The sequence below is a fragment of the Streptomyces chengmaiensis genome (assembly GCF_029846775.1).
GTDB lineage: Bacteria > Actinomycetota > Actinomycetes > Streptomycetales > Streptomycetaceae > Streptomyces > Streptomyces chengmaiensis.
Genome location: NZ_JARWBG010000025.1, coordinates 45,285 through 62,501 on the forward strand (window position 1 = coordinate 45,285; position 17,217 = coordinate 62,501).

General features: G+C 72.5%; 15 protein-coding genes. 13 read left to right on the forward strand and 2 right to left on the reverse strand.

From position 1 onward, the window contains the following. Positions 1 to 18: 18 nt before the first annotated feature. Together QCN29_RS21275 and QCN29_RS21280 are read right to left on the reverse strand one after the other, a co-directional pair. On the reverse strand, positions 19 to 834 hold the full coding sequence (locus QCN29_RS21275) for a DUF3097 domain-containing protein (protein WP_279930067.1): 816 nt from the start codon (positions 832 to 834) through the stop codon (positions 19 to 21). Between the two features lie 95 nt (positions 835 to 929). Continuing rightward, the gene (locus tag QCN29_RS21280) at positions 930 to 1,652 is read right to left on the reverse strand and encodes an MBL fold metallo-hydrolase (RefSeq protein WP_279930069.1); all 723 of its coding nucleotides are present in this window, start codon (positions 1,650 to 1,652) and stop codon (positions 930 to 932) included. Between the two features lie 168 nt (positions 1,653 to 1,820). Here QCN29_RS21280 and hrcA point away from each other — a divergent pair, with 168 nt between their 5' ends. The 13 genes from hrcA to QCN29_RS21345 all read left to right on the forward strand — a co-directional run bounded on the left by hrcA (position 1,821) and on the right by QCN29_RS21345 (position 17,167). Further along, positions 1,821 to 2,837: a heat-inducible transcriptional repressor HrcA gene (hrcA, locus tag QCN29_RS21285; RefSeq protein ID WP_240138544.1), complete on the forward strand. Its 1,017-nt coding sequence runs from the start codon at positions 1,821 to 1,823 to the stop codon at positions 2,835 to 2,837. Then, on the forward strand, positions 2,838 to 3,980 hold the full coding sequence (gene dnaJ, locus QCN29_RS21290; protein ID WP_279930071.1) for a molecular chaperone DnaJ: 1,143 nt from the start codon (positions 2,838 to 2,840) through the stop codon (positions 3,978 to 3,980). It abuts the gene before it with no gap. Between the two features lie 145 nt (positions 3,981 to 4,125). Continuing rightward, positions 4,126 to 5,229 (forward strand): nitronate monooxygenase, encoded by a 1,104-nt coding sequence (locus QCN29_RS21295; protein ID WP_279930072.1) that lies wholly within the window; start codon positions 4,126 to 4,128, stop codon positions 5,227 to 5,229. Continuing rightward, entirely contained in the window at positions 5,226 to 5,969 is a 744-nt protein-coding gene (locus QCN29_RS21300) for a 16S rRNA (uracil(1498)-N(3))-methyltransferase (RefSeq protein ID WP_279930073.1), read from the forward strand. Before QCN29_RS21295 ends, QCN29_RS21300 begins: the two co-directional genes overlap by 4 nt. Positions 5,970 to 6,083: 114 nt before the next feature. Next, complete coding sequence (locus QCN29_RS21305) at positions 6,084 to 6,713, forward strand: hypothetical protein (RefSeq protein WP_240138540.1); 630 nt, start codon at positions 6,084 to 6,086, stop codon at positions 6,711 to 6,713. Between the two features lie 32 nt (positions 6,714 to 6,745). Next, the gene (locus tag QCN29_RS21310) at positions 6,746 to 10,090 is read left to right on the forward strand and encodes a S41 family peptidase (protein ID WP_279930074.1); all 3,345 of its coding nucleotides are present in this window, start codon (positions 6,746 to 6,748) and stop codon (positions 10,088 to 10,090) included. Between the two features lie 303 nt (positions 10,091 to 10,393). Beyond that, positions 10,394 to 10,753 carry a histidine triad nucleotide-binding protein gene (locus tag QCN29_RS21315; RefSeq protein WP_279930075.1) on the forward strand — a complete coding sequence of 120 codons (360 nt, stop codon included), beginning with the start codon at positions 10,394 to 10,396 and terminating at the stop codon, positions 10,751 to 10,753. Positions 10,754 to 11,523: 770 nt separating this feature from the next. Continuing rightward, positions 11,524 to 12,429: a ribonuclease Z gene (locus QCN29_RS21320; RefSeq protein ID WP_279930078.1), complete on the forward strand. Its 906-nt coding sequence runs from the start codon at positions 11,524 to 11,526 to the stop codon at positions 12,427 to 12,429. A 169-nt stretch (positions 12,430 to 12,598) separates the two neighbouring features. Continuing rightward, positions 12,599 to 13,690, forward strand: a complete 1,092-nt coding sequence (locus QCN29_RS21325; protein ID WP_279930136.1) for a carbohydrate kinase family protein — start codon at positions 12,599 to 12,601, stop codon at positions 13,688 to 13,690. Between the two features lie 278 nt (positions 13,691 to 13,968). Beyond that, positions 13,969 to 14,985, forward strand: a complete 1,017-nt coding sequence (locus QCN29_RS21330) for a PhoH family protein (protein WP_240138536.1) — start codon at positions 13,969 to 13,971, stop codon at positions 14,983 to 14,985. Positions 14,986 to 14,997: 12 nt separating this feature from the next. Then, positions 14,998 to 15,495, forward strand: a complete 498-nt coding sequence (gene ybeY / locus QCN29_RS21335; protein WP_279930079.1) for an rRNA maturation RNase YbeY — start codon at positions 14,998 to 15,000, stop codon at positions 15,493 to 15,495. Next, positions 15,492 to 16,814 carry a hemolysin family protein gene (locus tag QCN29_RS21340; protein ID WP_279930080.1) on the forward strand — a complete coding sequence of 441 codons (1,323 nt, stop codon included), beginning with the start codon at positions 15,492 to 15,494 and terminating at the stop codon, positions 16,812 to 16,814. The genes ybeY and QCN29_RS21340 overlap by 4 nt, the downstream gene beginning before the upstream one ends. Further along, the gene (locus tag QCN29_RS21345) at positions 16,811 to 17,167 is read left to right on the forward strand and encodes an MmcQ/YjbR family DNA-binding protein (protein WP_279930081.1); all 357 of its coding nucleotides are present in this window, start codon (positions 16,811 to 16,813) and stop codon (positions 17,165 to 17,167) included. Before QCN29_RS21340 ends, QCN29_RS21345 begins: the two co-directional genes overlap by 4 nt. The last annotated feature ends 50 nt before the right edge of the window (positions 17,168 to 17,217 follow it).

Sequence of the window (17,217 nt, forward strand, 5' to 3'; positions counted from 1 at the left end):
CCGCAACGGGCCGGACGCTCACGCCGTCACATGGTCGATGAGCCGCTCCACAGCGCCCAGCAGCGCCGGCTCCAGGTCCTTGTAGGAGTGCACGGAGCCCAGGATGCGCTGCCAGGCCGCGCCCGTGTCGAGGGGCCAGCCCAGAGCCCGGCAGACGCCGGTCTTCCAGTCCTCGCCGCGCGGGACGGCCGGCCAGGCGGGGATGCCCAGCGAGGAGGGCTTCACGGCCTGCCAGACGTCGACGTACGGGTGCCCCACCACGAGCACGTCGCCGTCGCCGGCGCCCGTGACCCGGGCCGCGATGCGGGACTCCTTCGAACCCGGGACCAGGTGGTCGACCAGGACGCCCAGGCGGGCGTCCGGCCCCGGTGCGAAGTCCGCGACGACCGCCTGGAGGTCGTCGACGCCCTCCAGGTACTCCACGACGACGCCCTCGATGCGCAGATCGTCGCCCCACACCTTCTCGACCAGCTCCGCGTCATGGCGGCCCTCCACATAGATGCGCCCGGCGCGGGCGACGCGGGCCCGTGCGCCCGGGACCGCGAGGGAGCCGGAGGCGGTGCGTGCGGGGCGCGACGGGGCGGGGGAGGATGGGCGGACCAGGGTGACGACCCTGCCCTCCAGCAGGAAGCCGCGTGGGGCGAGCGGGAAGGCCCGGTGCTTGCCGAAGCGGTCCTCCAGGGTGACCGTTCCCGCCTCGCAGCGGATCACCGCGCCGCAGAAGCCCGTGGCGACCTCCTCCACCACCAGATCCGGCTCCGCGGGCACCTCGGGCGCCGGGGCGGACTTCTTCCAGGGGGCTGTCAGGTCGGCGCTGTAGTGTCGCGGTCGCATGGAGGGCCATTCTGCCGGGGGTCCGGGGGCCGTCGCCCGGGGGATGCGGCCAAGGGGGCGTCAGGTCCGGGCCGCAGCCGCGCACTCGGCCGACGCTACGACACGCCGAAGCGTGTCGCCAGCACATCGCGCTGACGCCGTACGAACGCGGCGTCGACCACCGCCCCGTGCCCCGGCACATACATCGCGTCGTCCCCGCCCAGGGCCAGCAGCCGGTCCAGGGCGGCGGGCCAGCGTGAGGCGATGGCGTCCGGGCCGGCCTGGGGCTCGCCCGACTCCTCGACGAGATCGCCGCAGAACACCACCTCGGGGTCGCCTGGCGCCAGCAGCGCCAGATCGTGCCCGGTGTGGCCGGGCCCCACATTGGCCAGCAGCACCTGCCGGCCGCCGAGGTCCAGCGTCTGCTCGCCGAACACCCCGTGCTGGGGAAGCACCATCAGGTCGACGGACTCGCCCGCCTCGGCCGCGTCCAGCCCCTCCCGCACCGCGTCCGCGCGGATCGCGTCCCGCTCCCGCCGCATCAGGGCGTCGACGCCGACCGCCCCGTACACATGGGCGCCGGAGAAGGCCGATGTGCCCAGCACATGGTCGAAGTGCGGATGGCTCAGTGCGATATGCGTCACTCGACGCCCGCCCGTCAGGGTCTCGACCTGGGCCCGGATCGCGGCCCCCTCACGCAGCGTGGACCCCGTGTCGAACAGCAGAACGGCGTCCCCGCCGGCCACCAGCCCCACGGTCGCGTCCCATACCGGAAGCCGCCGTCGGCCCACCCCGTCGGCCAACCGCTCCCAGCCGAAGTCTTCCCAACTGACGTCCATACGGCGACGCTACTGGCAACGACCTGGGACGGCTCGCGGTAGCGTGGTCGGCCGCCCTTGCTAGGGGCGCACCCCACGGCCGTACACTGGCTCGGGGAAAGGCTGGCACTCGGATGCAGTGAGTGCCAGGCGAGGAACCGAGAGAGACCACAGCTGGAGGTGTGCGCAGTGCTCAGTGAACGCAGACTCGAAGTGCTGCGCGCGATCGTCCAGGACTATGTCGGCACGGAGGAGCCCGTCGGGTCCAAGGCGCTCACCGAGCGTCACCGGCTCGGCGTCTCGCCCGCGACCGTCCGCAATGACATGGCGGTGCTGGAGGAGGAGGGCTTCATCGCCCAGCCGCACACCAGCGCCGGGCGGATCCCGACAGACAAGGGCTACCGGCTGTTCGTGGACAGGTTGGCGGGCGTCAAGCCGCTGTCCTCCCCCGAGCGCCGGGCGATTCAGAACTTCCTGGACGGGGCCGTCGACCTCGACGACATCGTCGGGCGCACGGTGCGGCTGCTGGCGCAGCTGACCCGCCAGGTCGCCGTCGTCCAGTACCCCTCGCTGACCCGTTCCACGGTCCGGCATGTGGAACTGCTCTCCCTTGCTCCCGCCCGGCTGATGCTCGTGCTGATCACGGACACCGGGCGGGTCGAACAGCGTATGGTCGACTGCCCCGCGCCGTTCGGCGAGACCTCGCTCGCGGACCTTCGGGCCCGGCTCAACGCCCGTGTCGTGGGCCGGCGCTTCACGGATGTGCCGCAGCTGGTGCAGGACCTCCCCGACTCGTTCGAAACGGAGGACCGGGCCACCGTCTCCACGGTGCTCGCGACCCTGCTGGAGACCCTGGTCGAGGAGACCGAGGAGCGGCTGATGATCGGCGGCACCGCCAATCTGACCCGCTTCGTGCATGACTTCCCGCTGACCATCCGGCCGGTGCTGGAGGCGCTTGAGGAGCAGGTCGTGCTCCTCAAACTGTTCGGCGAGGCCAAGGACTCCGGCGTGACCGTGCGGATCGGCCATGAGAACGAGCACGAGGGGCTCAGTTCCACGTCCGTGGTCGCGGTCGGCTACGGTTCGGGCGACGAGGCAGTTGCCAAACTCGGCGTGGTCGGACCGACCCGCATGGACTACCCCGGAACGATGGGAGCGGTACGCGCAGTGGCACGTTACGTCGGACAGATCCTGGCGGAGTCGTAAGTGGCCACGGACTACTACGCCGTACTCGGCGTGCGTCGCGACGCATCGCAGGACGAGATCAAGAAGGCCTTTCGCCGCCTCGCGCGCGAACTCCACCCGGATGTGAATCCGGACCCGAAGACGCAGGAGCGCTTCAAGGAGATCAACGCGGCGTACGAGGTGCTGTCGGACCCGCAGAAGAAGCAGGTCTACGACCTCGGCGGCGACCCGCTGTCCCAGGCGGGCGGCGGTGGCGGCGCGGGCGCCGGCTTCGGCGCGGGCGGGTTCGGGAACTTCTCGGACATCATGGACGCCTTCTTCGGCACCGCGTCGCAGCGCGGGCCGCGCTCGCGCACCCGGCGCGGGCAGGACGCGATGATTCGCCTGGAGGTCGAGCTCACCGAGGCGGCCTTTGGCACCACCAAGGACATCCAGGTCGACACCGCCGTCGTCTGCACGACATGCAGCGGTGAGGGCGCGGCGCCCGGCACGTCCGCGCAGACATGCGACATGTGCCGCGGCCGTGGAGAGGTCTCGCAGGTCACCCGGTCCTTCCTGGGCCAGGTCATGACCTCGCGGCCGTGCCCCCAGTGCCAGGGCTTCGGCACCGTCGTGCCGACGCCGTGCCCGGAGTGCGCGGGCGACGGCCGGGTGCGCTCCCGCCGGACGCTCACCGTCAAGATCCCGGCAGGCGTCGACAACGGCACCCGCATCCAGCTCGCGGGCGAGGGCGAGGTCGGTCCCGGCGGCGGGCCCGCGGGTGATCTGTACGTTGAGATCCACGAGCTGCCGCACCCCGTCTTCCAGCGGCGCGGCGACGATCTGCACTGCACGGTGACCATCCCGATGACGGCGGCGGCGCTGGGCACGAAGTGCCCGCTGGAGACGCTGGACGGGATGGAGGAGGTCGACATCCGTCCGGGCACCCAGTCCGGCCAGTCCATCCCGCTGCACGGCCGAGGCGTCACCCATCTGCGCGGAGGCGGCCGCGGCGACCTCATCGTGCATGTGGAGGTCCAGACCCCGTCGAAGCTCGACCCCGAGCAGGAGCGGCTGCTGCGGGAGCTGGCGAAGCTGCGGGGTGAGGAGCGGCCGATGGGGCAGTTCCAGCCGGGGCAGCAGGGGTTGTTCTCACGCCTGAAGGACGCGTTCAACGGGCGTTAGGGGTCAAGCCCCCGAGCCCCCCGGAGGGGCTGGATGATCCAGCCCCTCCGGCGATTGAGGAGCGGGGGTCCGGGGCGGAGCCCCCGTAAGCGGGGGTCCGGGGGCGGAGCCCCGGCGCAGAGCGGGACGTGGCACGATGCAGGGCATGTCGTCCACCGCACTGACCGACCTCTGCCGGCTTCCGATCGTGCAGGCCCCCATGGCCGGCGGCGCATCGTGTCCCCAGCTCGCCGCCGCGGTGGCCGAGGCGGGCGGGCTGGGGTTCCTCGCGGCCGGGTACAAGACGGCGGACGGCATGTACCAGGAGGTGAAACGGCTCCGCGCGCTCACGGGCCATCCCTTCGGGGTGAATCTCTTCATGCCGCAGCCCGGGACCGCCGACACCGCCGCCGTCGACGTCTACCGCCAGCAGCTGGCCGGGGAGTCCGCCTGGTACGAGACGGAGCTCGGCGACCCCGACAGCGGCGCGGACGACGGGTACGAGGCCAAGCTGGCCGTACTCCTCGACGATCCCGTCGCCGTCGTGTCGTTCACCTTCGGCTGCCCGACCCCCGCGGTGCTGGAGGCGTTCGCGAAGGTCGGCACGGTCACCGTGGTCACCGCGACCATCCCGGAGGAGGCGCTGGCCGCCGAGGAGGCGGGCGCGGCCGCCGTGTGCGTGCAGGGCGTCGAGGCGGGCGGGCACCAGGGCTCCCACCGGGACGACCCGGACGCCGACGGGTCGGGTCTCGGACTGCTCTCACTGGTCGCACTGGTCCGCGAGACCGTACGGCTGCCGATCGTCGCCGCCGGCGGGCTGATGCGCGGCGGCCAGGTCGCCGCCGTCCTCGCCGCGGGCGCGAGCGCCGCACAGCTGGGCACGGCTTTCCTCGTGTGTCCCGAGTCCGGGGCCCACGCGCTCCACAAGCAGGCCATGACCGATCCGCTTTTCGCCCGCACCGAGTCGACCAGGGCGTTCTCCGGACGGCCGGCCCGCGGCCTGGTCAACCGGTTCATGCGGGAGCACGGACCGTACGCCCCCGCCGCCTATCCGCAGATCCACCATCTGACCAGCGGGCTGCGCAAGGCCGCCGCCAAGGCGGGCGACCCCCAGGGCATGGCCCTGTGGGCAGGGCAGGGGCACCGGCTGGCCCGCGCCCTGCCCGCGGGAGAACTCGTCGCCGTGCTGGCCGCCGAGGCGGAGGCGGCCCGGGCCGGTGTTGAGCCCGGCGCCGCCGGCAGCGGGAGCTCCGGGAGTGTGACGCGATGACCGCGCCCGTCTTCGTCGTGGAGTCCCTCGACGGGGTGGGACCGGGCTCGGTCCTCACCCTCGACGGCCCCGAGGGGCGCCACGCCGTCTCCGTCAAACGGCTCAAGCCGGGCGAGGACGTCGTGCTCACGGACGGCAGGGGCCACGGCGCCGCCGGGCGGGTGCTGCGGACCGAGGGCAAGGACCGGCTGGTCGTGGAGCCAGTCGAGTTCCCCGAGGAGCCCGAGGCCGCGCCCCGCATCACCGTCGTCCAGGCCCTCCCCAAAGGGGACCGCGGCGAACTCGCCGTCGAGACCATGACGGAGACCGGCGTGGACGCGATCGTGCCCTGGACGGCGGCCCGCTGCATCACACAGTGGAAGGGCGACCGCGGCGTCAAGTCCCTGGCCAAGTGGCGCACTGCCGCCCGCGAGGCGGGCAAGCAGTCGCGCAGGCTCCGCTTCCCCGATGTCGCGGATGCCGCGGGCACCAAGCAGGTCGCGGCGCTGCTCGCCGCAGCGGACTTCGCGGCCGTCCTCCACGAGGAGGGCGCCCAGCCGCTGGCCGCCGCCGAACTGCCAGCCGAGGGCTCGATCGTGCTGGTCGTCGGTCCCGAAGGGGGCGTCTCCCCCGAGGAGTTGGCCCTCTTCGCCGAAGCAGGAGCGAAGCCGTACCGCCTGGGCCGCACCGTCCTGCGCACCTCGACGGCGGGAACGGCCGCCACGGCGCTGCTGCTCGGCCGTACGGGCCGCTGGTCCTGAACAGCACGCGCCCTCGACGGGCTTCGCGCGCCGTGCCCGCGCCTTCCTCGCGGGGACCGGACACGGCGCGAAGGCTGCTTTCCTCGTACTCCGGCAGCTGGCACCCTGCCCTACATGGTGTCCTCGAGACGACGACGCGTCACGATCGCCGTCGCCGCGGCGGTGGCCGGGATCGCCGCGACGGGGTGCGAGCCGGGCGCCTCCGGCGGGCTGAGCGCCGTCGCCGCGGCCGTCACCACCGACAGAACCGCGACCAGCACTCTGGAGCGACTCCGCTTCGACGTGCGCTGGCTGAGCTGCACGGGCAAGGCGGCCCCCGGCATCATCGGCAGCGTCGCCCCCTCGTCCTCCCCTCCCGCGCCGGTGACCGTCGACTGCCGAGGCGAGACCGGTTCCGGGCAGCGGATCACCATCACGGGAAAGGTGACGCGTGAGATCGAGGGGCGGTGCGTCCACGGCGAACTGACGGCCAAGGTGGGCCGCAAGACCGTCTTCGAGGCCACCATGCTCGGCGACTGCGGGGCACAGCCGACGGCCACGGCCACGGTGACCCCGCCGCCGACGGAAAGCCCCTGGCCGACGCGCCCCCCGTCCACCGTCACCGCCACCGTGACTCCCGCTCCGACCGCGCCCCCCGAGCCGCCCCCGACGCCTGCCGTCACGGTCACCGTGACCGTCGCCCCGAAGACCCCTCCCACGCCCACCCCCGTCGGCGATCCCCGGCCAAGTGATCCAAACGCCTGACCGCGCGGCCCTCGCATGCCTAGGGTGACCCTGTGACGCACCCTGGCTACCTCCGGTACCCGCACCTCCACGGCGAGTTGGTCGTCTTCACCGCGGAGGACGACGTCTGGGCGGCGCCGCTCGACGGCGGCCGCGCATGGCGCGTCAGCGCCGACAACATGCCCGTGAACCACCCCAGGATCTCGCCCGACGGCAGGCATGTCGCGTGGACCTCCTACCGCGACGGCGCCCCCGAGGTGCATGTGGCCCCGCTGGACGGCGGCCCCTCCACGCGGCTGACGTACTGGGGAAGTTGGAAGACCTCCGTCCGCGGCTGGACCCCCGACGGCCGCGTCCTCGCGGTCAGCACCCACGGGCAGGCGTCCCTGCGCCGCAGCTGGGCACGGGCGGTGCCGCTCGACGGCGGGCCGGCTCAGACGCTGCCGTACGGGCCCGTCGGCGATGTGGCGTACGGGCCGCGGACGCTGCTGCTGTCGGTCACGATGGGCCGGGAGGCCGCCTACTGGAAGCGCTACCGGGGCGGAACCGCCGGCAAACTCTGGCTGCAGCAACCGCCGGACGGCGACGAAGACATGACGTACGCGCGCGTTCACGAGCAGCTCGACGGCAACATCGAGTACCCCCTCTGGGCCGGCGACCGCATCGCCTTCCTCTCCGACCACGAAGGCGTCGGAGCTCTGTACTCCTCGCTGCCCGACGCATCGCAGCTGCGCCGCCACACCCCTCTCGGCGGCCACTACGCCCGTCATGCCGCCACGGACGGCCGCCGCGTCGTGTACTGCGCGGCCGGTGAACTGTGGCTGCTCGACGGTCTCGACGGCCCCGACGCCTCCGACGACGTCGACGGCTCCGACGGCCCCGGTGCCGAGCCGTCCCGGATCGCCGTCCGGCTCGGCGGCCAGCGCACCGATCTGCGTCCCCGGCCCATCCGCGCGGAGCACCACGTCGGCGCGGCCGTCCCCGACCACACCGGCCGGGGCAGCGCCGTGGAGATCCGCGGCGGCATCCACTGGGTCACCCACCGCGAGGGCCCGGCGCGGGCGCTCGCCGCCCGGCCCGGCGTACGGGGCAGACTGCCGCGCACCTTCCGGGCGGGCGGCGACGAGCACGTCGTCTGGGTGACCGACGCCGAGGGCGAGGACGCCCTCGAATTCGCCCCGGCTACCGGCGTGGCGCCCGGTGCGACGCCGCGGAGACTCGCGGCGGGCCGCCTCGGCCGCGTACTGAGCCTGGCCGTGTCACCCGACGGCCGCCACGCCGCCGTCGCCTCCCACGACGGCCGTGTGCTGCTCGTGGAGCGCGAGACGGGCGAGCTGCGCGAAGTCGACCGCAGCGAGCACGGGGAGGCCAACGGGCTGGCGTTCTCACCGGACTCCGCCTGGCTGGCCTGGTCGCACCCCGGGCCGTCCCCGCTCCGCCAGATCAAACTCGCCAACACCGCGGATCTGAGCGTCTGCGAGGCGACGCCGCTGCGTTTCGCCGACTTCCAGCCGGCCTTCACCCTCGACGGCAAGCACCTCGCCTTCCTGTCGGAACGGGCCTTCGACCCCGTCTACGACACACACGTCTTCGACCTCGCCTTCGTCGGCGGCTGCCGCCCGCACCTGATCACGCTGGCCGCGGCAACCCCCTCCCCGTTCGGGCCGCAAAGGCACGGCCGCGCCTTCGACGGCGACGCACCCGACAAAGCAGCGACAGCGGCGAAAGCAGCGGCGAACGCCGACGTTCCGGAGGCGGGAGCGGACCGAGTCGACGGGCCGGACGACGGCGAAGCCCGCGGCGCCGCGGGCTCCGCGTCCGCCGTCACCCGCATCGACCTCGACCAACTCGCCGACCGCATCGTGCCGTTCCCCGTCGAAGCCGCCCGCTATTCGACCCTGCGCGCCGCCAAGGACGGGCTGCTGTGGCTGCGCCACCCGCTGCGCGGAGTCCTCGGCGCGACCCGCGCCACCCCCGACGACCCGGGGCCGGACACCGTGCTGGAGCGGTACGACCTCGTCAGGCGGGACGTCGAGGAACTGGCCTCCGACGCCTCGCACTTCCACGTCAGCGGCGACGGCAGACGGGTGCTGCTGCACACCGACGGCAAGCTCAAGGTCGTCCCCAGCGACCGCAGGGCCGCCCGCGAGGAGGACGGAGACACGCATGTCACCGTCGATCTGGCCAGGGTGCGCGGCACGGTCGACCCGCCCGCCGAATGGCGGCAGATGTACGACGAGGCCGGACGGCTGATGCGGGACAACTTCTGGCGCGCCGACCTGGGCGGGGTCGACTGGGACGGCGTACTGGCCCGCTACCGGCCCCTCCTGGGGCGCATCGCCACCCACGACGACCTGATCGACGTCCTGTGGGAGGTGCAGGGCGAACTGGGCACCTCCCACGCGTATGTCACCCCGCGTGTGTGGGGCGGGGACAGAACCGGCAGACAGGGCCTCCTCGGCGCGGACGTCTCCCGCGGGGAGGACGGGCTCTGGCGCGTCGACCGGGTCCTGCCGTCCGAGACGTCCGACCCGCACGCGCACTCGCCCCTCGCCGCGCCGGGCGTCGCCGTGCGGACGGGGGACGCGATCGTCGCGGTGGACGGCGTTCCGGTCGACCGCACCGCCGGTCCTGGGCCGCTGCTCGTCGGCTCCGCGGGCAAGCCGGTGGAGCTCACCCTCTCCCCGGCCGACGGCGGCGAACTGCGGCACGCCGTCGTGGTGCCGCTCGCCGACGAGGAACCGCTCCGGTACCACGCCTGGGTGGCCGACCGGCGGGCCTATGTGCACGAGAAGTCCGGCGGCCGGCTCGGCTATCTGCACGTGCCGGACATGCAGGCTCCCGGGTGGGCGCAGATCCACCGCGACCTGCGGGTCGAGGTCGCGCGGGAGGGGCTGATCGTCGACGTGCGGGAGAACCGCGGCGGCCACACCTCGCAGCTCGTCGTCGAGAAGCTCGCCCGCCGTGTGGTCGGCTGGGACGCGCCGCGCGGCATGCGTCCCTTCAGCTATCCACAGGACGCGCCGCGCGGGCCCGTCGTGGCCGTCGCCAACGAGTTCTCCGGCTCCGACGGCGACATCGTCAACGCGGCGATCAAGGCGCTCGGCATCGGACCGGTCGTCGGGGTGCGCACCTGGGGCGGTGTCATCGGCATCGACAGCCGCTACAGCCTGGTGGACGGCACGCTGGTCACCCAGCCCAAGTACGCCTTCTGGCTGGAGGGTTACGGGTGGGGCGTGGAGAACCACGGCGTCGACCCGGACGTCGAGGTCGTCACCGCCCCGCAGGACTACGCGGCGGGCCGCGACCCCCAGTTGGACGAGGCCGTCCGCATGGCCCTCGCGGCCCTCGCCGACCACCCGCCCAAGACCCCGCCGGAGCTCCCGCCTCTGCCGTAGCCGTGGCCCCGCCGGGCGCTTCGCCACGGCCCCTCCAGGGGAGGCGATGTGCAAGGGCTGCCGCCCTGCGCCCCGTACGGCGTCGGCTTCGCGCCGCCGCCTCCCGCGCAGAGCTCGTCCCTGGGGCCTGCAGCGGCGCTGCCCTGCCGAAGCCTCGGCGTCGTGACGGTGCGGGCAACGGGTCTGCACCCGGGCCGCGAAGCGGCCGGAAACGGCACGGCGCAGAGCGCCGACCGCCGCCGGATACGATGCACCTGCCACAGACCGCATGTGCCGAAGACCTACGCGAGGAGGACCCCGACCATGGCGGGAGAGCCGCAGGCGGACTGCCTGTTCTGCAAGATCGTCGCGGGGGAGGTGCCCGCCACCATCGTCAAGGACACCGAGACGACCGTCGCCTTCCGCGACATCAACCCGCAGGCCCCCACCCACATCCTCGTCATCCCCAAGGCGCATTACGCCGACGCCGCGTCTCTCGCCTCCGCCGCGCCGCAGCTCGCCGCCGACCTGCTGCGTGAGGCCGGCGAGGTGGCCGCGGAGGAGAAGGTCGACGGCGTCGGCTACCGGATCGTCTTCAACACCGGCAGCGGCGCGGGCCAGACCGTGTTCCACGCGCACGCCCACCTCCTCGGCGGCCGCGGCCTCGAATGGCCCCCCGGTTAACGGACCATCGGAAGCCGGACCACGGACCCCCGGACCACGGACCACGGACCATCGGAAGCCGGACCACGGACCCCCGGACCACGGACCACGGACCATCGGAAGCCGGACCACGGACCCCCGGACCACGGACCACGGACCATCGGAAGCCGGACCACGGACCCCCGGACCACGGACCACGGACCATCGGAAGCCGGACCACGGACCCCCGGACCACGGACCACGGACCATCGGAAGCCGGACCACGGACCCCCGGACCACGGACCACGGACCATCGGAAGCCGGACCACGGACCCCCGGACCACGGACCACGGACCATCGGAAGCCGGACCACGGACCCCCGGACCACGGACCACGGACCATCGGAAGCCGGACCACGGACCCCCGGACCACGGACCACGGACCATCGGAAGCCGGACCACGGACCCCCGGACCACGGACCACGGACCATCGGAAGCCGGACCACGGACCCCCGGACCACGGACCACGGACCATCGGAAGCCGGACCACGGACCCCCGGACCACGGACCACGGACCATCGGAAGCCGGACCACGGACCCCCGGACCACGGACCACGGACCATCGGAAGCCGGACCACGGACCCCCGGACCACGGACCACGGACCATCGGAAGCCGGACCACGGACCCCCGGACCACGGACCACGGACCATCGGAAGCCGGACCACGGACCCCCGGACCACGGACCACGGACCATCGGAAGCCGGACCACGGACCCCCGGACCACGGACCACGGAAAGACGAGATCACCCGCATTGTCCGTACGAGAACTGGTCGTCCTGGGCACCGCCAGCCAGGTGCCCACCCGCCACCGCAACCACAACGGCTATCTGCTCCGCTGGGACGGCGAAGGCATCCTCTTCGACCCCGGCGAGGGCACCCAGCGCCAGATGCTGCGGGCCGGGGTCGCCGCGCACGACATCAACCGGATCTGCGTCACGCACTTCCACGGCGACCACTCCCTCGGCCTCGCCGGCGTCATCCAGCGCATCAACCTCGACCGCGTCCCCCACGAGGTCGCCGCTCACTACCCGGCGAGCGGACAGCGCTTCTTCGACCGGCTGCGGTACGCCACCGCCTACCGCGAGACCGTGCAGCTGAGCCAGGCCCCCGTGGCCGCCGACGGGGTGCTCGTCGCCACCGCCCCGTACACCCTCGAGGCGCGCAGGCTCTCCCACCCCGTGGAGTCGTACGGATACAAGCTCGTCGAGCCCGACGGCCGCCGCATGCTTCCCGAGAGGCTCGCGGAGCACGGCATCGCGGGCCCGGAGGTGGGACGGCTCCAGCGTGAAGGGGAGCTGCGGGGCGTCACCCTGGACGACGTCAGCGAGGTCCGCAGGGGCCAGCGGTTCGCCTTCGTCATGGACACCCGGCTGTGCGACGGCGTCCACGCCCTCGCGGAGGGCTGCGACATGCTCGTCATCGAGTCGACGTTCCTCGACGAGGATGAGCGACTGGCCGCGGAGCACGGCCATCTGACAGCCGGACAGGCCGCCGCTGCCGCCCGGGACGCACGCGTGCGCCATCTCGTGCTCACCCACTTCTCACAGCGCTACAGCGACCCCGAGGAGTTCGCCCGCCAGGCCCGCGCCGCGGGATTCGACGGCGAGCTGACCGTGGCCAGGGATCTGACGCGCATCCCCGTGCCCAAGCGGGTCTGACTGCCGCCCCGGCGGCCGCCCGTGCCGCGCATCCGGGACATCACAGGACCGCAGGGGCCCCGATCGGGCACACTGGCCTGATCGGCACCACGTTTCTGGAGCGCGTACGGTGACCACTCACCACGGAGAGCAGCGGGGAGACCGGGCGGATCCCAGGGGGCCGGGGCATCTGACACCTGTGGGGCGCCCCGGCTGCCTGGACCCGCTGGCCGACCTGCGGACGCCCGACGACCCGGCCTGCGACGTCTACCTCACCGGCAATGTCTTCCTGGACATCATCTTCACCGGTCTGGACAGCGCACCCGTGCGCGGCACCGAGTCCTGGGCGCGCGGCATGGGCTCCAGCCCCGGCGGCGTCGCCAACATGGCCACCGCGCTCGCCCGCCTCGGACTGCGCACCTCGCTGGCCGCGGCCTTCGGCGACGACCACTACGGCGAGTACTGCTGGGACGCCCTGGAGCAGGGCGAGGGCATCGACCTCTCCCTCTCCCGCACCGTCCGCGGCTGGCACTCCCCGGTCACCGTCTCCATGGCGTACGAGGGGGAGCGCACGATGGTCTCCCACGGCCATGAGGCCCCGCCCCCGGAGCCCGCCCCCGACTGCCCGCCGCGCGCCCGCGCCGCGGTCGCCTCGCTCGCCCCCGGGCGTGCCGAGTGGATCGCCCAGGCCGCCCGCAAGGGGGCCAGGATCTTCGCAGACGTCGGCTGGGACGACAGCGGCCGCTGGGACCCGGACGACCTCGCCGACCTCGAACACTGCGAGGCGTTCCTGCCCAACGCGGAGGAGGCGATGCGCTACACCCGCACGGAGTGCCCTCTGGCGGCCGCGCACGCCCTGACCGAGCAGGTCCCCGTCGCCGTGGTCACGCTCGGCTCCGAGGGCGCTTACGCCGTGGACGGCGCGACCGGCGAGTGCGCCCAGGTCCCCGCCATCGCCGTGGAGGCACTGGACCCGACAGGCGCGGGCGACGTCTTCGTGGCCGGGTTCGTCACCGGCACCCTCGCGGGCTGGCCGCTCGCCGACCGGCTCGCCTTCGCCGGGCTGACCGCCGCCCTGTCGGTCCAGGAGTTCGGCGGGTCACTCTCCGCACCCGGCTGGTCCGAGATCGCGGCCTGGTGGAGCCATGTCCAGGACGTCCCCGACCAGGACCCGGCCGCGCTGCGCCGCTACGCCTTTCTGCAGGCACTGCTCCCGGCCCCCACCCGGCCCTGGCCGCTGCGCCGGGCGGTCCCGACCATCGGCTTCCGCCGCTCGGCCTGAGCGCACCGGTCCGAGCGCACCGGCCTGAGCGTTCCGGCCGGCGCACACCGGTCGACGCACACCGGCCGGCGCACACCGGTCGACGCATACCGGCCGGCGCATACCGGTCGGCGCATACCGGCCCGCCCGAGCGCAGCGGCGCCGGCATATGCGCCGCCGCCGCGGGGCGGAAAAGGTCTCGGCCTTGTCAGCGCGGCGTCGTAGGCTTGGAGTTCCAGAGGTTGTCGACAGGCGAGAACCCTGCAACAGGAGGTATGCGCAGGCCAGAGAGCCGGCCCATGACTCAGACACCCACAGATCAGGTACGAGCCCACTTCACCGTACCCGCCAAGCATCCGATGGTGACCGTGCTCGGCTCGGGCGACGCGTTGCTCCGCGTGATCGAGGACGCCTTCCCACACGCCGACATCCATGTACGGGGCAATGAGATCAGCGCGGTGGGCGACCCCACGGAAGTCGCACTGATCCAGCGCCTGTTCGACGAGATGATGCTCGTGCTCCGCACCGGGCAGCCGATGACGGAGGACGCCGTGGAACGGTCCATCGCCATGCTCAAGGACGAGACCGGGGGAGCAGCGGTGGAGACCCCTTCCGAGGTCCTCACTCAGAACATCCTCTCCAGCCGCGGCCGCACCATCCGTCCCAAGACGCTCAACCAGAAGCGCTATGTCGACGCCATCGACAAGCACACCGTCGTCTTCGGCATCGGCCCCGCAGGCACCGGGAAGACCTATCTCGCCATGGCCAAGGCGGTCCAGGCCCTGCAGTCCAAGCAGGTCAACCGGATCATCCTGACCAGGCCCGCGGTCGAGGCGGGCGAGCGGCTCGGCTTCCTGCCCGGCACGCTCTACGAGAAGATCGACCCGTATCTGCGCCCGCTGTACGACGCGCTGCACGACATGCTCGACCCCGACTCCATCCCCCGGCTGATGGCCGCGGGCACCATCGAGGTCGCGCCCCTGGCCTATATGCGCGGCAGGACGCTCAATGACGCGTTCATCATCCTGGACGAGGCGCAGAACACGAACCCCGAGCAGATGAAGATGTTCCTGACGAGGCTCGGCTTCGACTCGAAGATCGTCATCACGGGTGACATCACCCAGATCGACCTGCCCGGCGGCACCAAGTCCGGGCTGCGCCAGGTCCAGGAGATCCTCGACGGAGTGGACGACGTCCACTTCTCCCGGCTCACTTCGCACGACGTCGTACGGCACAAGCTGGTGGGCCGTATCGTCGACGCGTACGAGGAGTACGACAGCCGCAACGGCACGTCGCACGGGACCCACGGGAAGTAGACGCACAGCACCATGTCGATCGACGTCAACAACGAGTCCGGCACCGAGGTCGACGAGCGGGCGATCCTGGAGATCGCCCGCTATGCGCTCGCCCGGATGCGCATCCACCCGCTCTCCGAGCTCTCGGTGATCGTCGTGGACGCCGAGGCCATGGAGCAGCTGCACGTCCAGTGGATGGATCTGCCCGGTCCCACCGATGTCATGTCCTTCCCGATGGACGAGCTGCGCCCGCCGGCAAAGGACGACGAGGAGCCCCCGCAGGGGCTCCTCGGCGACATCGTGCTCTGCCCCGAGGTCGCCGCGCGGCAGGGCGAGCAGGCCCCCACCCAGCACTCCATGGACGAGGAGCTCCAGCTGCTGACCGTCCACGGCGTGCTGCATCTGCTCGGCTACGACCACGAGGAGCCCGACGAGCGGGCCGAGATGTTCGGCCTGCAGGCCGCGATCGTGGACGGCTGGCGGGCGGAGAAGGGCCTGACCGGCCCGTCCCCGGCGCCCACCGTGTCATGACCGGTCAACTGATCTTCGGCGCCGTCCTGCTGGTCGTCGTCGCCTGGCTGGCCGCCTGCGCCGAAGCGGGCATCGCCCGGGTCTCCAGCTTCCGCGCCGCCGAGGCCGTCCGCTCCGGGCGGCGCGGCGCGGCCAGGCTGGCCCAGGTCGCCGCCGACCCCACGCGCTATCTCAATGTCGCCCTGCTGGTGCGGGTCGCCTGCGAGATGGCGGCCGGGGTGCTGGTCACCTACGTCTGCCTGGAGGAGTTCGCCGAGACCTGGGCGGCGCTGCTGGTCGCGATCGCCGTGATGGTCCTGGTGTCCTACGTCGCCGTCGGCGTCTCACCGCGCACCATCGGCCGCCAGCACCCGCTGAACACGGCCACCGCCTCCGCGTACGTCCTGCTGCCGCTCGCCCGGATCATGGGCCCGGTCCCTCAGCTGCTGATCCTCATCGGCAACGCCCTCACCCCCGGAAAAGGCTTCCGCAAGGGCCCGTTCGCCAGCGAGGCCGAGCTGCGGGCGATGGTCGACCTCGCCGAACAGGAGCAGCTCATCGAGGACGAGGAGCGCCGCATGGTGCACTCCGTCTTCGAACTGGGCGACACCCTGGTGCGCGAGGTGATGGTGCCGCGCACCGACATCATCTCCATCGAGCGCTTCAAGACCGTGCGCCAGGCGCTGACGCTGGCGCTTCGCTCCGGTTTCTCCCGCATCCCCGTCACCGGGGAGAACGAGGACGACGTCGTCGGCATCGTCTACCTCAAGGATCTGGTGCGCAAGACGCACATCAACCGCGAGGCGGAGGCCGATCTGGTCTCCACCGCGATGCGGCCCGCCGTCTTCGTGCCCGACACCAAGAACGCCGGCGACCTGCTGCGCGAGATGCAGCAGAAGCGCAACCACGTGGCCGTCGTCATCGACGAGTACGGCGGCACCGCCGGCATCGTCACCATCGAGGACATCCTCGAGGAGATCGTCGGCGAGATCACCGACGAGTACGACCGGGAGCTGCCGCCGGTCGAGGAACTCGGCGGCAGGCGCTTCCGCGTCACCGCCCGCCTCGACCTGGGCGATTTCGGCGAGCTCTACGGCCTCGACGCGTTCGACGACGAGGACGTGGAGACGGTCGGCGGGCTGCTCGCCAAGGCGCTGGGCCGGGTCCCCATCGCCGGCGCGTCCGCCGTGGTGGACCTGTCGGACGGGCGGGCGCTGCGGCTGACCGCCGAGTCCCCCGCCGGCCGTCGCAACAAGATCGTCACGGTGCTCGCCGAACCCGTCGGCCAGGAGCCGCCGGCAGTCGGCGGGGACGGCCGCAGAGGAGGAGCGGGGGAGTGAACGCGGAGGAACTGAGAGCCTTCTGCCTGGAGTTCAACGGCGCGGTGGAGGACTTCCCCTTCACGCCCGAGACCTCGGTGTTCAAGGTGGGCGGGAAGATGTTCGCGCTCAGCGCCCTGGACGCCCGGCCGCTCTCGGTCAACCTCAAATGCGACCCGGACCTCGCGGTCCAGCTACGCGCCGAACACGGCCCGGCCATCGTCCCCGGCTACCACATGAACAAGCGCCACTGGAACACGGTGACCGTCGATCAGCTCCCGGAGCGGTTCGTCCGGGAGCTGATCGAGGACTCCTACGACCTGGTGGTCGCCACCCTCCCCAAGGCGCAGCGCCTCCGCCTCGACCGGCCCTGACGCCGCCGTACGGCGTCACCCGGCGGTTCGGCCGCCGCACCGCCGGGACC

Coding starts and splice junctions, on each gene's coding strand:
- QCN29_RS21280 (WP_279930069.1), bottom strand. CDS start 1,652: ATGGACGTCAGTTGGGAAGACTTCGGCTGGGAGCGGTTGGCCGACGGG.
- QCN29_RS21315 (WP_279930075.1), top strand. CDS start 10,394: ATGGCGGGAGAGCCGCAGGCGGACTGCCTGTTCTGCAAGATCGTCGCG.
- QCN29_RS21300 (WP_279930073.1), top strand. CDS start 5,226: ATGACCGCGCCCGTCTTCGTCGTGGAGTCCCTCGACGGGGTGGGACCG.
- QCN29_RS21305 (WP_240138540.1), top strand. CDS start 6,084: ATGGTGTCCTCGAGACGACGACGCGTCACGATCGCCGTCGCCGCGGCG.
- ybeY (WP_279930079.1), top strand. CDS start 14,998: ATGTCGATCGACGTCAACAACGAGTCCGGCACCGAGGTCGACGAGCGG.
- QCN29_RS21275 (WP_279930067.1), bottom strand. CDS start 834: ATGCGACCGCGACACTACAGCGCCGACCTGACAGCCCCCTGGAAGAAG.
- QCN29_RS21295 (WP_279930072.1), top strand. CDS start 4,126: ATGTCGTCCACCGCACTGACCGACCTCTGCCGGCTTCCGATCGTGCAG.
- QCN29_RS21330 (WP_240138536.1), top strand. CDS start 13,969: ATGACTCAGACACCCACAGATCAGGTACGAGCCCACTTCACCGTACCC.
- QCN29_RS21340 (WP_279930080.1), top strand. CDS start 15,492: ATGACCGGTCAACTGATCTTCGGCGCCGTCCTGCTGGTCGTCGTCGCC.